Genomic DNA, 17,816 nt, shown 5'->3' on the forward strand with positions numbered 1-17,816 from the left:
GTACTTGAAATGAAAAAGGAAGCGTTAGCGCTATGGTGTTTGACGGCCAGCGTAGCCAGCATCGCGGGAGCGCCGGCTGCGCCTCAGCCGCCGGCTAACGCCGAGGCAAAGCCCAAGCTCGATCCGTCGATCATCTATCAGAAGAATGCCTTCGACCCGGCGCGCAAGCCCTGGACCTTGCCAGTGCCGCCGCCCCCTCCACCGCCGCCTCCGCCACCGTTGTCGGAAAACGAAGTCCGCGTACAGGGCATTATCGTCTCGGGTACGACCAAGAAAGCATTGGTCGAGCTGCTGGGCCGGATGTTGTCCGAAGTGCAGAGCCAACCCGGTAAGCCGGCCAGACCCTACAAGATGGTGTCGATCGGCGATACGCTGGGGGGTTATCAACTGGTCGATATCCAGGCAGGCAAGCTGGTGTTCGAACAGGGCGGGTTCCGTAGCGATCTGAGCTTTAAAATTGCCCAGAATCGCCCCGCTGCCGGGATTACCGTGCCGCCGCCTGAGCAGGTCGCTATCGTCTCCTCTTCGCCCGCGCCGGCGATGCTGGGCGATTCGGGTGAGGTCGCTCCGCCACCGCCGCCGATGGAAGCCGCACCGGCCGTCGCGCCCGAGCCCAATGTGGCGCCGCCCACGCCGGCACCTACTCCCAGTGGCGCGCCGCCGCAGGGGATGACGCTGATGCAGGCAATCGAGTGGGCGAAGAAGAACCCGAGCAACAACGCCAACCCGTTTACCCTGCCTCCCAACAACAACCAACAACAGCCTAGGTAAACCCTCCCGCCTCCCGATCGCTCTGCTTGGGAGGCGGAGTCTTTCATTCTCGATGACTGCTACCCATAACTCCATGTCCGCCACTGTGCTGGCCGACCAGGCTTCCCAACTGGGCTTGGCCTGGCTCGATGCCTCTATGCTGCCCGAGGAAATCGTACCGCTACAGGGCGTGAGCGAGAATTTCCTGCGGGAAAACCGTCTGTTGCCGTTGGGATTCGACGGTGAAACCCTTAAGGTGGCCTGTATCTATCCCTTGCCCTGGGTAGCGCTCGAAGGGTTGAAACAGTACGCCTCACAGCGTCAGCTCCACCTGATGCTGGCTACCCCCGACACCATCGCGCTTGGGATCGACCGCACTTACCGTCGTGGTGAGATGCCGACCGGCAGCGATGAGGATGTCTACGGCAGTGGTGAGAATTTCGATGAGGATGATCTGGAGATCCTCAAGAACCAGGCCGAAGACGCTCCGATCGTCCGGCTGGCCCAGTACGTGATCCAGAACGCCATCGAACGTAATGCTTCGGATATCCATCTCGAAGTCTACGAAAACCAGTTCAAGGTCAGAATTCGTATCGACGGCGTACTGACCGATATGGAATCGCCGCCCAAGCGCATGTTCCTGCCCACGATTTCGCACCTGAAGCTGCGGGCACGGATGAATATCGCCGAACGACGTCTGCCGCAGGATGGCCGCATCAAGATGACGGTCAAGGACCGCGAGGTCGATATGCGGGTCTCGACGCTGCCTACGGTATATGGCGAGAGTATGGTGATCCGTATCCTTGACAAGGCCGAGTCGACCATGTCGCTCGATCTGCTTGGCTTTGAGCCCGATGCGCTGGCGCTGTTCCGCCGCGCCATCTGTCAGCCTCACGGCATGATTCTGGTAACGGGGCCGACTGGCTCGGGTAAAACCACCACGCTCTATGCAGCGCTGAGCGAGATCAACACACCCGACGTCAAGATCATCACCGTTGAAGATCCGGTGGAATACCAGATCGAGGGGATCAACCAGGTCCAGGTCAAGCACCAGATCGATCTGACCTTTGCCCATGCCCTGCGCTCGATTGTGCGGCAGGACCCGGACATCATCATGATTGGTGAAATCCGTGACGGGGAAACCGCCGATATCGCCATCCAGTCGGCGCTGACCGGTCACTTGGTATTTTCGACCATCCACACCAACGACAGCTTCAGTGCACCGCACCGTCTGCTCGATATGGGCGCGGAGAGCTATCTGATTGCCTCGAGCGTGATCATGGTGCTTGCCCAGCGCCTGGTGCGGGTGATCTGTCCGCAATGTAAGGAAGCCGTACCTTTAAGCCAGTCCGACCGGCTGTTCCTTAAGCAAGAAGGCTTCGATCCGGACCAGATCAGTCATCTGTACCGTGGGCAGGGATGTAATGGCTGTAGCCATACGGGCTATAGCGGCCGGCGCAGTATCTACGAGATTCTGCCGATCAGCGATACGGTCAAGGCCGCCATTCTCAAGAAGGCGCCGGCGGTCGAAATCCGTCGTCTGGCCATCGGCGAGGGCGTCCGTACCATGCGGCAATCGGGCATCCTGAAGGCGATTGCCGGCATGACCACGCTGGAAGAACTTGGCCGCGTCACGCGCGAGGATTTCTAAGCTCATGCCGCAATTTGCCTACCGCGTCCGTATCAACGAGGACACCGTCTCCGGGGTGATGGAGGCGACCAATCAGGCCCAGGCCGAGGCGCTGCTGCGCGAGAACGGCTGGGAAGCCCTGTCCGTGGTGGAAAAGCGTCCCTTGCTGAGCGGCCTGACGTTCGGTGGCGGCAGCGCTGCGGGGATGGCCGATATCCTCGAATTCACCGAACAGCTCAAGACGCTGCTCGACGCGGGCCTGCCGATCGATCGGGCGCTCAAGATCCTGATGGCCACGCTGCCCAATGAGAAGCTGCGTGGGCTGCTGCGTGAGCTGCTGCTCGACATCGAGAAGGGCAGTCCGCTGGCGGAGGCGTTTGCCCGCCATCCGCAGACCTTCCCCCGGCTCTACATCAATATGGTCCGCGCTGGCGAAGAGGGTGGCATCCTGCCCCTGACCCTGGCCCGGCTGATCGATTACTACGAGCGCTCGATCGAGTTCCGTAATTTCTTGATCTCGTCTTCGATCTACCCGGTGGTCCTGCTGGTCTTCGGTATCTCGGCGCTGATCGTGCTCACGGTGATGGTGATCCCGAAGTTCGCCGAGGTATTCACCAATATGGGCAAGGAACTGCCCGGTGCCGCAGCTTTCCTGATCGAGACCAGCAGCTTTTTGCAGACTCATGGGATCGAGCTGCTGATCGGTCTGGCCATCCTGGTGGCGGCGTTTATCCTGTATATCCGCTCGCCCTCGGGCAAACTGTGGTGGCACCAGTTGCTGCTGCGTCTGCCGCTGCTGGGTGAGTTGATTCTGAAGGCCAACCTGAGCCGTGCCTGTCGGACGCTCGGCACCCTGCTCAGCGCTGGCGTGTCGATTCTCAAAGCGCTGCGCATCGTGTCGCAACTCTCGGACAATCTACAGGTCAACGATGCATTGAGTCGGCTGGAGCGCGGCATCCGCGAAGGTGAAGGTCTGGCCACACCGATGCGGATGGACCGCTTCTTCCCGCCGCTGTTGACCAATCTGGTGACCGTGGGTGAAGAAACCGGCGACATCGCCGCAATGCTGCTCAAAGTCGCCGACCAGTACGACAACGAGGTCAGAAAGGCGGCCAAGCGCTTTGTGGCCTTGTTCGAACCAATGATGATTATCGTGATGGGCGGCCTGATCGGTGCCATTGTGGTGTCGATGCTGACTGCCATCTTCTCGATCAACAGCATGGCGCGTTAAGGCGCCGAAAACGATAGACGGAGAAAGGAACTCCTGTGAAGCAATCGCAACACCGGTCGCGGCAACGCGGCTTTACCCTGATCGAACTGCTGATCGTTATGGTGATTCTGGGCTTGCTGGCCGCACTGGTCGGTCCCAGGTTGTTTGGCCAGGTCGACGGCGCCAAGATCGATGCCACCAAGAGCCAGCTTTCCTCGATCGGCACGGCACTTGATGCCTACCGGCTCGATCTTGGTCGTTATCCGACTACTGAGGAAGGTCTGGCTGGCCTGCGCGTCAAGCCGGCGGACGATGCGCCGGGTGCCAGCCGTTGGCGTGGTCCCTACCTGCCGAAGACCCCCAAGGATGGCTGGGGCAACGATTTCCACTACAAGGCGCCGGGTGATCATGGCGACTACGATCTGTGGTCGGGTGGCGCCAATAACGCCGAAGGTGGTGAAGGCAATGATGCCGATATCACCAGTTGGGAAGGCACCACCGAGGGCGCGCCTGCTGCCGATTCCGCTCCGAAATAAACCATGCCCTTGCGCCATCGACCGGTCGCCGCTGCGGCGGCCGGTTTTACTTTGCTGGAACTACTGATCGTTCTATTTTTGATAGGCGTGGCTGCTGCTCTGACAGCACCTAGGCTGATTACTTTCATAAATAGCCGGGATGTCCGCGCAGCGCGCGAGACGCTCGAAGATCGGCTGGGACAGCTGCGTAGCCAGGCGATTCTCAAGAACGAGACCCAGACCGGCTATGTCGATTTCGACGCCTCCACCTTCAAGTTCGGTGAGTTGCTGTGGCAGCCACCGCCCGGCTGGAAGCTCGAACGCGATCCTGAACCAGTGGTGATGAAGAAGCCGCCGCCTCCCGAAGTCAATAACGATCTGCCGCCAAGCGACGAGGGGGAAGAAGACCCGGTGCTGCGCAATGAAGAAGTACTGAAGTTCTATGCTGATGGCAGTGCCAAGCCGGTACGGCTGATTCTCGACGGTCCCGGGCGCGAGCGTTACCGCTTCAGCGTCTCGGCGCTGACCGGCAAGATCGAGGTAGAGACGCTGGAGGGCGACGATGCGTCGTAGTGCCCAAGGCTTTACCTTGATGGAAGTGCTGGTCGCGCTGGTGATTATGGGGATCGGCCTGACGGCCATTCTGGTGGCCTATTCAGGTTCGATGCGGCTGATGCAGGAAAGCCAGGTCAACCATGCCGCAGCGGTGCTGGCGCGCAGCAAGCTCGACGAGTATCTGACCGATCCCACGATGGAAGTGGTGGATCGAGAGAACGAGGAGCGCTACAACGGCATTCTCTACGGCTATCGGATGACGATCGAAGAGGTCGATCTGATTGACGCGGCGCTGGCTAAGCGGGTTGAACTGCCTTTGGTGCTTGATCGTGTACTGGTCCAGGTTTTCTGGGGCGAAGGGGAGCAGGCACGGGAATACCGGCTGGTGGCTTATCGTACCCGTCCGCAGAAGAATACGCCGCCTGGCACCGGCAATCCGCAGCAGCCGTCACCGCCCTCGACACCGCCCAAGCCCTGAGCCCGCTTTTTCGCCCGAGGATCACCACGATGCCGGATATGCTTGACCTGGACAAACAATCTGCCGCCAAACTGTTCGGGGAGGCGACGGTGCCTTTGAACGTCAGGAAGCATTCCGACGTTATTCAGATCTCCAACTCGATCTCGTTTCTCCAGCGCAAGATCTACAACGTGCTGCTGAAGCACGCCTATCCCGATCTGGCCACCCAGCGCATCCACCGAATGAAGATGTCCAAGCTCAAGGAAATGCTGGAGATCGATTCCTACAACTACGAGTACATCGAAGAGAGTGTCAAGAGTCTGATGAAGACCACGGTACGCTGGTCCATCGTCGATCAGTCCAAGGACGCTTTCGGTATTACCACGCTGCTGGCAGCGGTGCGCTACCGGGGTGGGGTGATCGAGTATGAGTTTGCCCAGATGCTGGTGGACAAGCTGTACGAGCCTGCCACGTACGGGATCATCGATATCAAGTTACAGAATCAGCTCACCAGCAAGTACTCGCTGGCGCTCTATGAGAACGCGGTACGTTTTCTGGCCGAGGGGCGCAGCGATGTGATTGCCCTGGAGGATTTCTACGATCTGCTGGGGATCAGCCGGCAGCTCGAATTCAAATATGCCAAGCGTGACTGCATCAATCCGGCATTACGCGAGATCAACCAGACGAGCGATTTGCGGGTCGAGATCGAATACCACAAGCGGGGCAAGAAGGTGGTCGGAGCGCAGATTCTGGTCGATATCAACGACGGCAAGTATGTCGGTGACCCAGCGCTGCTGATGGAAGGGTTGATCGGCGGTGGAGAGGGCTGAAGCAGCGGGTGATTACTGTTGTAATCGTGCTGCATAAAAGAAAAAAGCCTGTCCAAAACAGGACAGGCTTTTGTGTGTTGCTTGTGGCGGAGCAACCGGCAGGCTTGGGGTGGCGCTTAACCTTATTTCCAAGTGGAGCCCCATTATACCCAGAAGCTCTGGCAGAACACAAACGAAATTTATCATAATCACTCACCCTTTGGATTTTCGCATATTTCTTTAAAATCAATAGCTTGCAATGTTTGAGCTTCTTCTATGGTGAGGACGCCCTTAAAAAGTTGACGTTTATGGTGTGCCGGGCGGCGTCGAGCCGCTCAGGAGGAAATCGTTTTTTCCCAGGTAGGATGAGGGGAGCAGTGGCGCGTCAAGCGCCACTTTTGCTCCGCAAGCCAGGATCGCCAGCCTATATATTGGAGAGAGGTACGCATTTGCCGGGCCGGCTGGTGCTTTGGGCAATGCGCCGATAATTAGAATCGCGACAGGTAATCCGCCAGGGAAACAACGATGCCGAGACAAGTAAACAAATATGGTATGGGATGGTTGGCATGGTTGGCCGCCACGGCCACGCTTGCCGCTATCCCCGAGGTAGAGCAGGCCAAGCGCCTGATCGCCGCGGGCAAGCAGCAGCAGGCATTTGAACTCTTGTCGCCCCAGGCGACCGAGCATGCGGGTGAGGTCGAATTCGATTATTTATTAGGCCTTGCCGCCAACGACACCGGTAAACCGACCCAGGCCGTATTTGCAATGGAACGGGTGCTGGCCCAGCAGCCCGACAATCTTCTGGCCCGACTCGAACTGGCACGTGCCCAGTTTATGTTGGGTGAACTCGAGCCGGCTCGGGCCAACTTTGAAGCCGTTAAGGCAAAAAACCCGCCAGCCAGCGCAATTCCCACCATAGACCGCTACCTGAAAGCGATCGCTGCCCGGCAGACTGCCCCCTCCCGCAGCAATCGCCGGATCTATGCCCAGCTCGGCTTCGGCCACGACAGCAACGTCAACAGCGCGACTGCGGAAAGCCAGGTTGCGTTGCCCATCTTTGGCGGTCTGACTTTCGATATCGCCAGCGATGGCCGCAAGCGCAGCGACGATTTCGCCAATCTGAGCGCCGGTTTTAATTATCTGCATCGAGTGGATCGCGAACTGGCCTGGCTATTTGGCGGCGCAGCGGCCCTGCGGCGCAATTTCGATCAGCAGGAATTCGATACCGACTCATACGACTTCAGCCTGGGCCCTGCTTTCGAACGCAATGACCAGCTCTGGCTGCTGACTGCCCAAGCCGGCCATTTCCGGCTCGATGGCCGCAGCTATCGCAATCACGCCGGCTTGACCGGACAATGGATCAAGAATCTGACCGGTACCCAACAACTGATCCTGTTTGGCCAGGCCGCCAAGTTGCGTTATCCCGGTCAGTCGGTCCGCGACGGGCGCCGCTTGATTGCCGGTGCAGCCTATAGCCAGCGCAGCGATAGCGGCAGTAACGGTTTTGCGGGGCTATTTGGTGGACGGGAACAGGTCGAGGACCGCCGTTTCGATGCATTGAGCTTCCGCTCACTGGGGCTGCGCGCCGGGACTGAACAGGTGATCAACGACCGCCTCAAGCTCCTGCTGTCGGCCAGTTATGAAGACCGTAGCTACCGGGGACAAGAGGTATTATTTCTCAAGAAACGGCACGATAAGCAGACCGATGCGCGGGTCGGCTTGAGCTACGCTTTTGATAAGCGCTGGTCTTTGCTGCCTTTACTCAACTACACGCGCAACAGTTCCAACATCACGATCAACGATTACACGCGCACGGTGTTCGAACTAGCCGTGCGCGCGGATTTCGAGTAAGCGGGGTCCACTATGAAATGCAAGGACGTGTTCCGTCTGACCCGCCCGGCCTCGGCCATGCTGGTAGCCGGGATGCTGAGCTATGCCGTCTACGCGGCGCCGGCAGCCCGGGTTGAATTCGCTTCTGGTAACGTGACTGCGGTCGCTCCAGGCCAGCAGTCGCGGGTACTGACACGCGGCAGCGAGCTGAACGCTGCTGATCTGATCGACACCAACGAAGGTAGGGTACAGCTGCGCTTTACCGACGGCGCTTTCGTCTCGCTTGCCCCGAATACCCGGTTCCGCATCGAGTTCTATCGTTTCGATGGCGCCAACGACGGCAATGAGCAAGGCGTGTTCAATCTGGTGCGTGGGGCGCTGCGTACGATTACTGGCTTGATTGGCAAGGGAAAACGCGACGCTTACCGGATGTCTACCCCGACGGCCACCATCGGTATCCGTGGCACGGAATACAGCGCCGAACAGGGTGAAGGGCTGCGGGTATCGGTCCATGAAGGTTCTGTTATCGTGCAGAACGATTTCGGTAGCCTGGTGCTCAACCGCAATGAGAATGCCTATGTGGCCAATGAGCGCAGCAGCCCGGCTGCCACCGACAAACCGACCGGCTCGGGTGAGACCAGCGGTCAGGGAGAGAAGAGCGACGGCAAATCGAGTCAGGATCAAGGTAGTTCCGCGACCAATGACACGGTCGACACGGCCAATGTCGCGAGCGGTAATGATCAGAATAATCAGAGCAACAAGATCGCCTTGGCCGATACCCGCGATAGTCAGGGGCAGCAGACCAATCTAGGCGACAAGAATCCGCCGCCACCGCCGCCGCCACCACCGCCGCCGCCACCACCACCGCCGCCGCCGCCGCCGCCGCCGCCGCCGCCGCCGCCGCCGCCGCCGCCGCCACCGCCACCGCCACCGCCGCCGCCGCCGCCGCCGCCGCCACCACCGCCGCCACCGCCGCCGCCGCCGCCGCCGCCGCCGCCGCCGCCGCCGCCGCCGCCGCCGCCGCCGCCGCCGCCGCCGCCGCCGCCGCCGCCGCCGCCACCGCCACCACCGCCGCCACCGCCACCGCCGCCGCCGCCGCCGCCGCCACCGCCGCCGCCGCCGCCGCCGCCGCCGCCGCCGCCGCCGCCGCCGCCACCACCGCCGCCGCCGCCGCCGCCGCCGCCGCCGCCGCCGCCGCCGCCGCCGCCGCCGCCGCCGCCGCCGCCGCCGCCGCCGCCGCCGCCACCGCCGCCGCCGCCGCCGCCGCCGCCACCGCCACCGACGGTGTTGATTTCTGGCAGTGGTTACACTGGCACGCATGCCTATGTGGGCAAGGATGGGGCGTTCGGGATCTTCTTTGTGCAGGGGCAGAGCGAGGTCGAGTCGAATCTGACCGGGACGTTCGACAGTACCGGGGGGATGACTGCCGTCTCCAACGGCGGCAGCCTCAATGCATCGATCGGCACAGCCAAGCTCGTCGATGCCGGAGGCGATGGAGTATTGGGATGGGGCCGCTGGCAAGGTGGCAAGATCGTCTCGCCGAGTCAGGTCGATCCGAACCGTCAGTTCGACATGACCGATCCCGGCAGTGGCGACCACTATGTGATCGGTAAGGCCACCACGGCCTTTCCGACGCTGACGGCCAAGACCACCTTTACCTATAGTCTGGCCGGGGCAACCCAGCCGACGCTGATGGATACCAGTTCCGGTGCGGTCACCTTCTCCACGCCCGGTACCTTCAGCGGCTCGGTAGCCGTTACCTTCGACCCGTCTGTAAAGACCTTCGATGTCGATCTGAGCGCCAATGTGGCCGTGTCGTCGAAGAACTACGGTCTGGTCGGTGGAGGCAAAGGGTTTGGCGGACCAGGTTACAACTTCGGACTGACGCCAAGCGGTTGTCTCAACAGTAGCTGTTCGGCCGCGATCAAGGGCTTCCTGGCAGGCGACCAGGCTACCCATACCGGGCTGACCTATCAGATTCTTGATGGCGGTATCACGGTAATGGGTGGAGCGGGCTTCAAGCGACCCACCGGGCCGTAATCGTCGAACTGCGGTCAGCTGCCGCCATGGGCCACCAATCTTTAGGGATTGGTGGCCTTGATGTTTTATTTTTTCTTATATGCAAACCTGGATCTTGCAATGGTTTTTCTCATTATTTTATTTTTTGCATGAAACCATTAAAAAAGCCGCCGGACTGTTGATCCGACGGCTCTCCATTCGCCCCGTGGCAATCAGGCCAGCAACTGTTCCAATGCGGCATGCCAGTCGGCTGCACGATATTTCCAGGTCCGCTGCCGAGCCACCTCGGTAAACGCCTGACGCCGGATCGACTGACGCAAGGCATCCTCTTCGACCAGCCGCTGCAAGGCGCGATACCAGGCGTCGACATCCGCCGCCGCCAGCAGGCCGGTTTCTCCATCGCGCACGCTGTCGCGGTAGATCGGCATATCGCTGTAGACGGCCGGGATACCGAGCAGACCATAGTCCAGATATTTGATATCGGACTTGTAGCGATTGAAGCGCTCATCGCGCAGTGGGGCGATACCGATATCCCAATCGAGTTGCCGGCCGGCCCAGCGGATAAAGTTGGGATAGTGATAGTCGTCGCCACAACTGAGCGCGTCGAAATCGTAGCCGCGTAGCAGCTCGAAGATGGCCGGGTTGGTGGTGACGCCGATGAACTCAAAGCGGGTCCGGCCCGGATAGTCATGCAGCAAGGCCCGCAGCGCTTCGAGCACCATGGCGAAATCGGCCTGGTGGCTGAAGGTGCCCATATAACCGATCACCAGCTTGTCGCGCTCGGGCCGGCTGGCCAGTTCGCTGGGGAACAGCCGCTCGTCGAGCTGGTTGGGCACCACCAGTATATTGTGGTTGAGTCCGGCAAAGCGCCGGGCCAGCGCCTCGGTCGAGACGATCACCCCATCGGCTTCGCGGATCAGCCAGCGCACCACATTGCGGTCGAGGTCAGATGGAAAGCCACGTTGCGGCGAATCGATCCCGAGGTCGACCAGATTGTCGTCCAGGGTATAGATCAAGCGGGCGCCGGCGGCACGGATCTGCCAGACCAGTTCCTCGGCCTGTTGCCAGTTGATGCCGGTCGGCATCCAGACCCGTTCGAGGATGACCGCATCGACCGGTCGTTCGGTCATGGTCAGCCCGAAGCTGATGTCGTAACGGTCAGCGATCGCCGGGTGGCTGAGCGGCTGTAGCAGCCGGATGTAGCTGCAACTGTGCGGCCGGTTATCGACCGCATATTCGTGGATGACGTGGATCCGCTTCATCGTGCCGCCTCCTCGCCGAACAGCACTTCGAGCATCCGGTAGGCCGGGCCGGTCGGGTCGAGCCCTGCGACATCAATGACCGCCTGACGTTGCAGGCGCTGACGCAGTGCATGGTCTTCGACGATGCGGGCGAGCGCGGCGATGCAGGCATCTTCGTCGCTGGTGTCGACCAGCAGGGCATTGTGATGGTCGCGGGCAAATTCGCCGGCGCCTCCGGCTTGCGGAACCAGCACGGCGGCGCCGCAGCCCATCGCTTCGAGTGCAGTGAGACCCATGGCCTGGAAGCTTGAGAAGTCGGCAAAGATATCGACTTCGCGAAACAGCCGCACCAGGGTTAGGCGGTCGCAGACGCCGTGGCAATTGAAGTCGAAATCGGTGGGATAGGTCGCCAGTGCCGGATCGTCGTGGGCCACGCCAAAGATCACGATCTCGACCGCAGCGCCGAAGCGCTGGCTGATCGCACGCAGCACCCGCATGGTCAGCATGGGCGAGCGGCGCGGCGAGGTCGGCCGCACCATGGCGCAGATTCGTACCGGACCGTGTGGATAGTGCGGCAGATGACGCTGGCCTGGCCGGTAGAGGTCGGCGTCGAAATCGATGCCGAGCGTCTGGGCTACCATATTTGTCTGCTTTTGCAACTCGTCGCGATTCCAGCAGGTCTTGGTGAACAGCTTGATGCGCGGGTCGAGCTGATAGGACTGGCGGGCCCGTACATAGTCGGGGCTGCCTTCGGGGAAGAAGTAGGGCTCGTAGTCCTGGATATAGTAACCAAGCGTCAGATGCGGCAGCAGCTCGCCCAGCCGTTTGACCCAATAGGCCGAGTAGTAGACCGTGGCGACCACCGCATCGGCGTGACGGGCGTGGACCAGCAGCTCATCCTCGCTGTCGATATAGATCACCGGCAGATGCAGATCGGGATAGCTGCGCTCGAAGGCCGAACGGTTGATGTACTGGTTGACCAGCCGCACATCGACGCCCATCTCCTGGAGCGCCAGGGCTTCGGCCAGCACGATGTTGGCACCGCCACCGGCGTGTTGCACCGGCAGGATGATCAGTACACGCCGGCCTTCCCAGCGTGCACGCGCGGTTTCGACCTGACGTTGCCGCTCGAGCAGCCGGCGCGCCCGTTGGCGCAGGCCAAGCAAGGCCAGCCCATCGCGGCAGACCGCAACCCCTGCTTCGATCACCGGCGCACCGTGCTTGGCCACCAGCGCCTGCCCGGCCGCTTCGGCCAGGGGTTTACGCCGCTCATGCGAGTAGCTCTTCGACTGGGCGTGGTAGACGTAGCAGTCGTCAGCCAGCACAAGCTGGAAACCGGCCGCCTGGGCGCGCAGGCAATAGTCGTTCTCCTCGCCGTAGCCTCGGCCGAAATGCTCCTCGTCGAAATAGCCGATCGTGTCGATCAGGCTGCGCTTGATCAGCAGGCAAAAGCCGTTCAGGAACGGCAGGATCGGGTAGATCCGACCGGAGCGCAGCGCAACCCAGTCGGACCACTGGGCGAGCTGGACACCGTCGGGCAGCGGATTGGTGGCCCAGTCGCCTTCATGCTCGATCTCTGGGATCGATTGCCAGGAGGCAGTATTGGAAAGCGGCCCGACGATACCGGTGCGCTCGCCGCGGACTTCGGCGGCGAAATGCAGCCGTTCGAGCCAACCGGCGCTGACGAGGGTGTCGCTGTTGAGCAGAACCACATAACGGCCCTGGCTCGCTCGCATCCCCTGGTTGGCAGCGAGGGTATAGCCTCCGGCCTGTTCGTTGCGGATCAAGGTGATCGACTGGCTGCTGCAGAAACGGGCCAGCCAGTCACGCGTGGGGGCGGCGCTGCCGTCATCGACCACGATCAGGCGATAGACCGGGGTGGTATGTTGCAGGACCGAGCGCAGGCAGCGTTGGACGTCGTCGAGGGCGTTGTGGACGCAGACGATGATATCGGTCCGGTCCGTGACATCGGTGGCGACGGCTACCGCTGCCGGTTGTGCCGCGACTGCGGCAGTCGGTTGCGGCGGAGCGGGCTTGAGCCAGCCCTTGAGACGGTCCACCCAGCGCACCACACGACGGTTGCGATAGAGTTCGAGTGCCATCTGGGTCTGATGGAGCTGTTGCGACAAGGCACCGACCTGCTGTTCGCGTTCAGCGGTGAGCCGGTTCAACTCGCCGCGCAGCCGGGCGATCTCGCCGCCTTGCTTTTCCAGCGCCAGCGCCAGGTTGTTAAGCGCCCGCTCGGGGCGCGATTCCGGAGCGTATTCGAGCGTCATGGACTCAGTTCAGGATGGTAAAGCGGCCAGCGTTATGGATACGCCGCTTGGGAAACTGTTCCCAGTGGAAGTCCGGACGGATAGTCCAGTTGGTCTGGCCGAGATCGAAGTTGGGGTTGTAATAGGGGTCGCCATTGGCAAGGAAGCTGGCCCAGCGCTGACGGTAGAAGGCTGAATCGAGCGGATGCGGATCGGTGCGGCTCTTGCCGCGCGATACCGATTCGTGATGTATCAGCACGGCATCCGGGCTCATCACGATCCGGTAACCCGCTTCGCGTACCCGCAGGCACAGATCGACATCGCCAAAGCCGACCGCCATCTTCTCGCAGAACCCTTCGATCTGCTCGAATACCTCGCTCTTGATCAGCAGGCAGGCAGCGGTCACTGCGCTGACTTCGTGGTTGATCAGCAGGCTGCCCAGTGCGCCCGGATGGCGTTCGCCATCTTCGAGCCGCCACTTCATGAATTTGCCGTAGTGCTCGGCTGCCCCATAGAGACCGACACAGACGCCGCCGTGCTGGATCAGGGTACGGTCGGGGTAGAGCAGCAAGGCACCGACGGCGCCGATATCGGACTGGTAGCTCAGCCGGAGCATGGTGTCGAGCCAGCCGGGCTCGATCGCTTCGATATCGTTATTGCAGAGCAATAGATGGCTGTAGCCTTTGCCCAGGCTGCGAATGGCCCGGTTATTGATGCTGGAGAAATTGAAGGCGCCCTGATGACGCAGCCGGCGATGGTTGGGGCGCTGTCGCTCGAACTCGTCGAAATAGGCCAGGGACTCGGGCTGGTCGGAGTCGTGGTCGATCAGCACGATATCGTAATCGATACCGCTGATCGTTCGATGCAGACTCTCGACGCATTGCCGCACCAGGTGACCGTAGTTCTTGGTGGGAATCACAATGGCCACTCGGGCTTTTTCCGGCAGAGGGTAGTCGACCTTGTAGTAGTTGAAGCGCTCACGCGCCTCCACCCTGGCTTCGCTCAAGCCGCAGCGTTCAAGATGGCTCTTCAGCACCTGCTTGGAAACGGCCTCGACTTCAGCCTTCTTCTGATGGCCGGTGGAGCTGCCACGCTGGCGCCACTGATAGAGTACTTCCGGTATATGGACCACTTTGTCGGCCCGCTCGGCGACCCGCAGGATCAGGTCGTAGTCGTGCGAGATGGCAAGTCGCTCATCAAAGCCGCCGATCTCACGCAGCAACGCCGTGCGAAAGCACACCAGATGGACGATATAGGGGTGGCCGCGCAAGCGCTCCAGCGAGAAACCGGGACGGAATACCCAGTTCTGGATCGACGTGGCGTTCTCGTCGACCAGTACCTCGTCGCTATAGAGAAAGTCCGGTGCGTCTTCGACGATGCTGTCGGCAAACCGCCAGAGCGCCTGCGGTTCAAGCAGGTCGTCATGGTCGAGCAGAGCGCAATAGCGACCGGTGGCCATGGCCAGTGCCCGGTTGGAAGCCGCGGCAGTATTAGTATTGCGCACACTCTGGCTGATTCGGATACGTGGGTCGTTGGCGGCGTAACGTTGCAGCGTGGCCAGCACCTGCGGATCGGTCGAGCCGTCGTCGGCTACGCACAATTCCCAATGTGGATACCACTGCGCCTGCACTGATTCGATGGCGGCACATAGCAGCGGCAGCGGCGTATTGTAGGTCGGCATCAGGACGCTGATCAGCGGCGGATCGCTCCAGTTGGCGCCGATCTCGCGCAGCGGCTTGACCCGGTAGTCGACAAAGCCGCGCCGGTAGATTTCCCAGGCGCGGTCAAATCCTTCGAGTACCGAGAAGGTATGGAAGAAGTTTTTCAGCCCGGGTACACCACTTTGGACATAGCTGGCGCTTAGCCCTTTGACTGCTGATGGTATTTTTCCCGGATTCCTCGCCAATAGCCGGGCGAAGGCGGCAAGTTTTTTTAGTTTTCTCGACATGGCGCGAAAAGAAAAAACACCCCGGTGGTCCGGGGTGTCTTGAGCGCAAGTTGGGGAACTGCGTTACTGGTTGTAGATGACCTTGAAGTTGCCACCCTTGAGCATACTGCCAAAGGCACCAGCCGGATCGTACGGCAGCGGGTTGTCGGCATTGCCGGCACCGTAGCCGATGATCAGCTGCAAAGGCTTGAGCGCACTGATATCGAAGGCCTGCGGCAGCACATCGATCGTGAAGCCGTCGAGCTTATCGACCTTCTGGAAGGCCAGTTGACGGCCTTGGCAGCTATTGGTCGCGTAGCAGTTCAGCAGATCGCTATAAGGCAGCCAGCCCGCCGGCGTCAGGAACAGCAGGGTCTTGTCGAGGATGGCCGCGACAAAGCTGGCACCAGGCTTGCCCAGATCCTTGCTGTTGGCCTTGATCTTGATACCACTGATCACGGCACTCTTGGGGTCGGCCACACTGACCAGGCCCGGGCTGATGGTCCACGGAATCTCGCCTTGACCGACCGTACCGAGCTTGATGCCCTTGCGGGTGGCCTTGGCGCCGTAGTCCCAGCCGATATCGGCGTCAGACAGGGCAACCGTGCCGGTCAGCTTGGCGCCGCCCACCACCGCTTCCAGATCGCTGGCAACAGCATTGCTGCTGGCCTGGATCTTCAGACCCTTGATCGAGATGGTGTAGGGGCCGGTCTTGGCGCTGTCCCAGGTGTCGGGCAGGGTCAACTTGAGATCGCGGCCGGTGCTACCGAAGCTCGAAGTCAGTTGAACCGTAGCCAGGACGCCCGAGGCATTGCTGACGGCCAGGGTGGGCGCTGCGGCGGTGTCGAAGGTGACATCGTTGGGCAGCAGAATAGCCAGGGTCTTATTGCCATCGAGTGCCAGCGCGCCATTGGTCGATTCGGCGATCTTGATCTCGGGCACCGCCACGGCACTGCCGCCAGGCGTCAGGGCGACCTGACTCGACAGATTGGGATAGGTGGTGGCATCCACGACCTGGGCGATCTTGGTGCTATTGCTCAGCGCTCCGCTCAGATTGAGCGTCAGCTCGCCTGGGGTGGTGACATTGCCAAGATCGAGTTGCAGCGGGGCACCGTTGCCGATCTGCAAGTAACCCGTTACCCGATCACCCGGATCGGTCGGCAGGTCGATCGGCAGATCGCTGGCATTCTGAGCTGTGATCTTGATCGGGACCGGTTCGCCAACGCCGGCGCGGTCGGCGCTGAAGCTGATCGTCGAGCCGAGCGAGAACTTGGCGTTGCCGCTCAGTTGGGCGCGCACGCTACCTTTGAGTGCACCGAGCTGTGATTCGGTGATACGGACCTGCTCATCGAGCAGGCTGGCGCTACGACCAGTGAACACCTTGCCTTGGCCATCCTTGAGTGCAATGACCGACAGGAGCTGGGTGGCTTGATCCTTGGTGGTGACGGCAAAGGTCGAGGAGATCGTACCAACGGTCAACACGGCTTGACGCGAGGTCTGCGGGGTACCGGCCGTGGTGAGGCGGAGCTTGATCCGATCGCCGATCTTGATCTGGCCATTCTGGCTGGTATAGGCAGCGCCGTTGAGGCTGTATTCGCCACCAGTGATCGAGACTTGCCATGGGCCGCCGTTACCGGCTTGGGTCAGCTCGGACGACTCGACCACCGCGTTGAGTTCAGCACCGGTACGGGCACCGAAGGCCAGGGCCGTCGGCCCAGGCGTCGGGCCGACGACTTGGCCGGGCCACGGGGCGACACCGCTACAGTCGGAGACCCAGTTCTGTTGCAGGCCATCACAACTGGCTTCTTTGGCAACACCCGGGATGCTGTGGGAAGACCAAGGGCGAGCGGCCAACCAGCGGTTGTAGAGATCTACGTTTGCCTGGTTGTCCAGGAACATGCGCAGGCCGAAGCTGTTGAGCAGAATACCGCCACCGCCGTGACTGGACGGGACGAAATAGTAGAAGTTGAACCAGCGCGGCTTGTCCGAGGCGCCGGACATATCGGCGTTGGGGAACAGTGCGCCAGCCAGCGGCGCGGCACTGCCTTCGCCGAAATGGGTGCGGTCGGTGTAATCGATATAGCCTTCGCTTGAACTCACCGAGGGCATATAGCTGACCGGGCAGGTGCTGGTCGGCACGGGGATATTGGGGCACAGCAACAGGTTGCGTCCCGAAGTACCGCTATAGGTGCCGAAGTTGGTCGCCGAGGTGGTATCGAGCAGAACGGTGCTTACACCGGGCGGTACCAGAATGCGGAGTTGAAGTACGGCACCAGCCTTCAGCGTGCCGTTTTCCCAGGTGGTCGGCATATTGCCAGGTGTGGCGACACGCGAGCTGGAAACTGAATAAGGAAGAATATAAGCTCTGAGACCTGGCTCGACCTGAGTAATGGGGAGGAAGGTATCCGATGTGGTGGCTGCCTGCTCGGCGGGCTTGAGCAGACGGGGGGCAGAATCGATCGTGTAGAACGTTGCGTGGGCCGCGGTTGCGCCCAGGGAGGCGGCCAGAATCAGAGCCGTCCGTCGAAGCTTGTACATTGCAACCTCTAAATTCAGAGTCAAGGTAGGACTGTGTTGCATCATACTAAACAAAAGCCCGCTTGCGCGGGCTTTTGTCT

General features: G+C 61.1%; 13 protein-coding genes. 9 read left to right on the forward strand and 4 right to left on the reverse strand.

Features of this window, described 5'->3' with window-relative positions:
* Positions 1-9 precede the first annotated feature (9 nt).
* The 9 genes from ACFOW7_RS20980 (at position 10) to ACFOW7_RS21020 (ending at position 9,796) form a co-directional block, all read left to right on the forward strand.
* A complete protein-coding gene (locus ACFOW7_RS20980) occupies positions 10-771 on the forward strand; it encodes a hypothetical protein (protein WP_378168363.1) in 762 nt (253 codons plus the stop codon).
* Between the two features lie 73 nt (positions 772-844).
* Complete coding sequence (locus tag ACFOW7_RS20985) at positions 845-2,401, forward strand: GspE/PulE family protein (RefSeq protein ID WP_378168365.1); 1,557 nt, start codon at positions 845-847, stop codon at positions 2,399-2,401.
* A 4-nt stretch (positions 2,402-2,405) separates the two neighbouring features.
* Positions 2,406-3,611: a type II secretion system F family protein gene (locus ACFOW7_RS20990; RefSeq protein ID WP_378168367.1), complete on the forward strand. Its 1,206-nt coding sequence runs from the start codon at positions 2,406-2,408 to the stop codon at positions 3,609-3,611.
* Between the two features lie 35 nt (positions 3,612-3,646).
* Positions 3,647-4,126: a type II secretion system major pseudopilin GspG gene (gspG, locus tag ACFOW7_RS20995; RefSeq protein ID WP_378168369.1), complete on the forward strand. Its 480-nt coding sequence runs from the start codon at positions 3,647-3,649 to the stop codon at positions 4,124-4,126.
* Positions 4,127-4,129: 3 nt separating this feature from the next.
* Positions 4,130-4,678 (forward strand): prepilin-type N-terminal cleavage/methylation domain-containing protein, encoded by a 549-nt coding sequence (locus ACFOW7_RS21000; RefSeq protein ID WP_378168372.1) that lies wholly within the window; start codon positions 4,130-4,132, stop codon positions 4,676-4,678.
* Positions 4,668-5,138, forward strand: coding sequence for a type IV pilus modification PilV family protein (locus ACFOW7_RS21005; protein ID WP_378168374.1), 471 nt, complete (start codon positions 4,668-4,670; stop codon positions 5,136-5,138). Before ACFOW7_RS21000 ends, ACFOW7_RS21005 begins: the two co-directional genes overlap by 11 nt.
* A gap of 38 nt (positions 5,139-5,176) precedes the next feature.
* Positions 5,177-5,947 (forward strand): replication initiation protein, encoded by a 771-nt coding sequence (locus ACFOW7_RS21010; protein WP_378168376.1) that lies wholly within the window; start codon positions 5,177-5,179, stop codon positions 5,945-5,947.
* A gap of 531 nt (positions 5,948-6,478) precedes the next feature.
* The gene (locus ACFOW7_RS21015; RefSeq protein WP_378168378.1) at positions 6,479-7,777 is read left to right on the forward strand and encodes a surface lipoprotein assembly modifier; all 1,299 of its coding nucleotides are present in this window, start codon (positions 6,479-6,481) and stop codon (positions 7,775-7,777) included.
* Between the two features lie 12 nt (positions 7,778-7,789).
* Positions 7,790-9,796, forward strand: a complete 2,007-nt coding sequence (locus ACFOW7_RS21020; protein WP_378168381.1) for a FecR family protein — start codon at positions 7,790-7,792, stop codon at positions 9,794-9,796.
* Positions 9,797-9,987: 191 nt separating this feature from the next.
* Here the strand turns inward: ACFOW7_RS21020 and ACFOW7_RS21025 are convergent, their stop codons facing one another.
* The 4 genes from ACFOW7_RS21025 to ACFOW7_RS21040 all read right to left on the reverse strand — a co-directional run bounded on the left by ACFOW7_RS21025 (position 9,988) and on the right by ACFOW7_RS21040 (position 17,736).
* A complete protein-coding gene (locus ACFOW7_RS21025) occupies positions 9,988-11,037 on the reverse strand; it encodes a glycosyltransferase (protein ID WP_378168384.1) in 1,050 nt (349 codons plus the stop codon).
* Positions 11,034-13,292 (reverse strand): glycosyltransferase, encoded by a 2,259-nt coding sequence (locus tag ACFOW7_RS21030; RefSeq protein WP_378168386.1) that lies wholly within the window; start codon positions 13,290-13,292, stop codon positions 11,034-11,036. The genes ACFOW7_RS21025 and ACFOW7_RS21030 overlap by 4 nt, the downstream gene beginning before the upstream one ends.
* Positions 13,293-13,296: 4 nt before the next feature.
* A complete protein-coding gene (locus tag ACFOW7_RS21035) occupies positions 13,297-15,219 on the reverse strand; it encodes a glycosyltransferase family 2 protein (RefSeq protein ID WP_378168388.1) in 1,923 nt (640 codons plus the stop codon).
* Positions 15,220-15,282: 63 nt separating this feature from the next.
* Positions 15,283-17,736, reverse strand: coding sequence for a hypothetical protein (locus ACFOW7_RS21040; protein ID WP_378168391.1), 2,454 nt, complete (start codon positions 17,734-17,736; stop codon positions 15,283-15,285).
* Positions 17,737-17,816 lie beyond the last annotated feature (80 nt).

The sequence above is a fragment of the Chitinimonas lacunae genome (assembly GCF_042650885.1).
Taxonomy (GTDB): Bacteria; Pseudomonadota; Gammaproteobacteria; order Burkholderiales; family Chitinimonadaceae; genus Chitinimonas_A; species Chitinimonas_A lacunae.

Excerpts from the sequence above, each read along its gene's own strand:
- ACFOW7_RS20980 (WP_378168363.1), top strand. The coding sequence starts at position 10 with ATGAAAAAGGAAGCGTTAGCGCTATGGTGTTTGACGGCCAGCGTAGCC.
- ACFOW7_RS20985 (WP_378168365.1), top strand. The coding sequence starts at position 845 with ATGTCCGCCACTGTGCTGGCCGACCAGGCTTCCCAACTGGGCTTGGCC.
- ACFOW7_RS20990 (WP_378168367.1), top strand. The coding sequence starts at position 2,406 with ATGCCGCAATTTGCCTACCGCGTCCGTATCAACGAGGACACCGTCTCC.
- ACFOW7_RS21000 (WP_378168372.1), top strand. The coding sequence starts at position 4,130 with ATGCCCTTGCGCCATCGACCGGTCGCCGCTGCGGCGGCCGGTTTTACT.
- ACFOW7_RS21005 (WP_378168374.1), top strand. The coding sequence starts at position 4,668 with ATGCGTCGTAGTGCCCAAGGCTTTACCTTGATGGAAGTGCTGGTCGCG.
- ACFOW7_RS21010 (WP_378168376.1), top strand. The coding sequence starts at position 5,177 with ATGCTTGACCTGGACAAACAATCTGCCGCCAAACTGTTCGGGGAGGCG.
- ACFOW7_RS21015 (WP_378168378.1), top strand. The coding sequence starts at position 6,479 with ATGGGATGGTTGGCATGGTTGGCCGCCACGGCCACGCTTGCCGCTATC.
- ACFOW7_RS21020 (WP_378168381.1), top strand. The coding sequence starts at position 7,790 with ATGAAATGCAAGGACGTGTTCCGTCTGACCCGCCCGGCCTCGGCCATG.
- ACFOW7_RS21025 (WP_378168384.1), bottom strand. The coding sequence starts at position 11,037 with ATGAAGCGGATCCACGTCATCCACGAATATGCGGTCGATAACCGGCCG.
- ACFOW7_RS21030 (WP_378168386.1), bottom strand. The coding sequence starts at position 13,292 with ATGACGCTCGAATACGCTCCGGAATCGCGCCCCGAGCGGGCGCTTAAC.
- ACFOW7_RS21035 (WP_378168388.1), bottom strand. The coding sequence starts at position 15,219 with ATGTCGAGAAAACTAAAAAAACTTGCCGCCTTCGCCCGGCTATTGGCG.
- ACFOW7_RS21040 (WP_378168391.1), bottom strand. The coding sequence starts at position 17,736 with ATGTACAAGCTTCGACGGACGGCTCTGATTCTGGCCGCCTCCCTGGGC.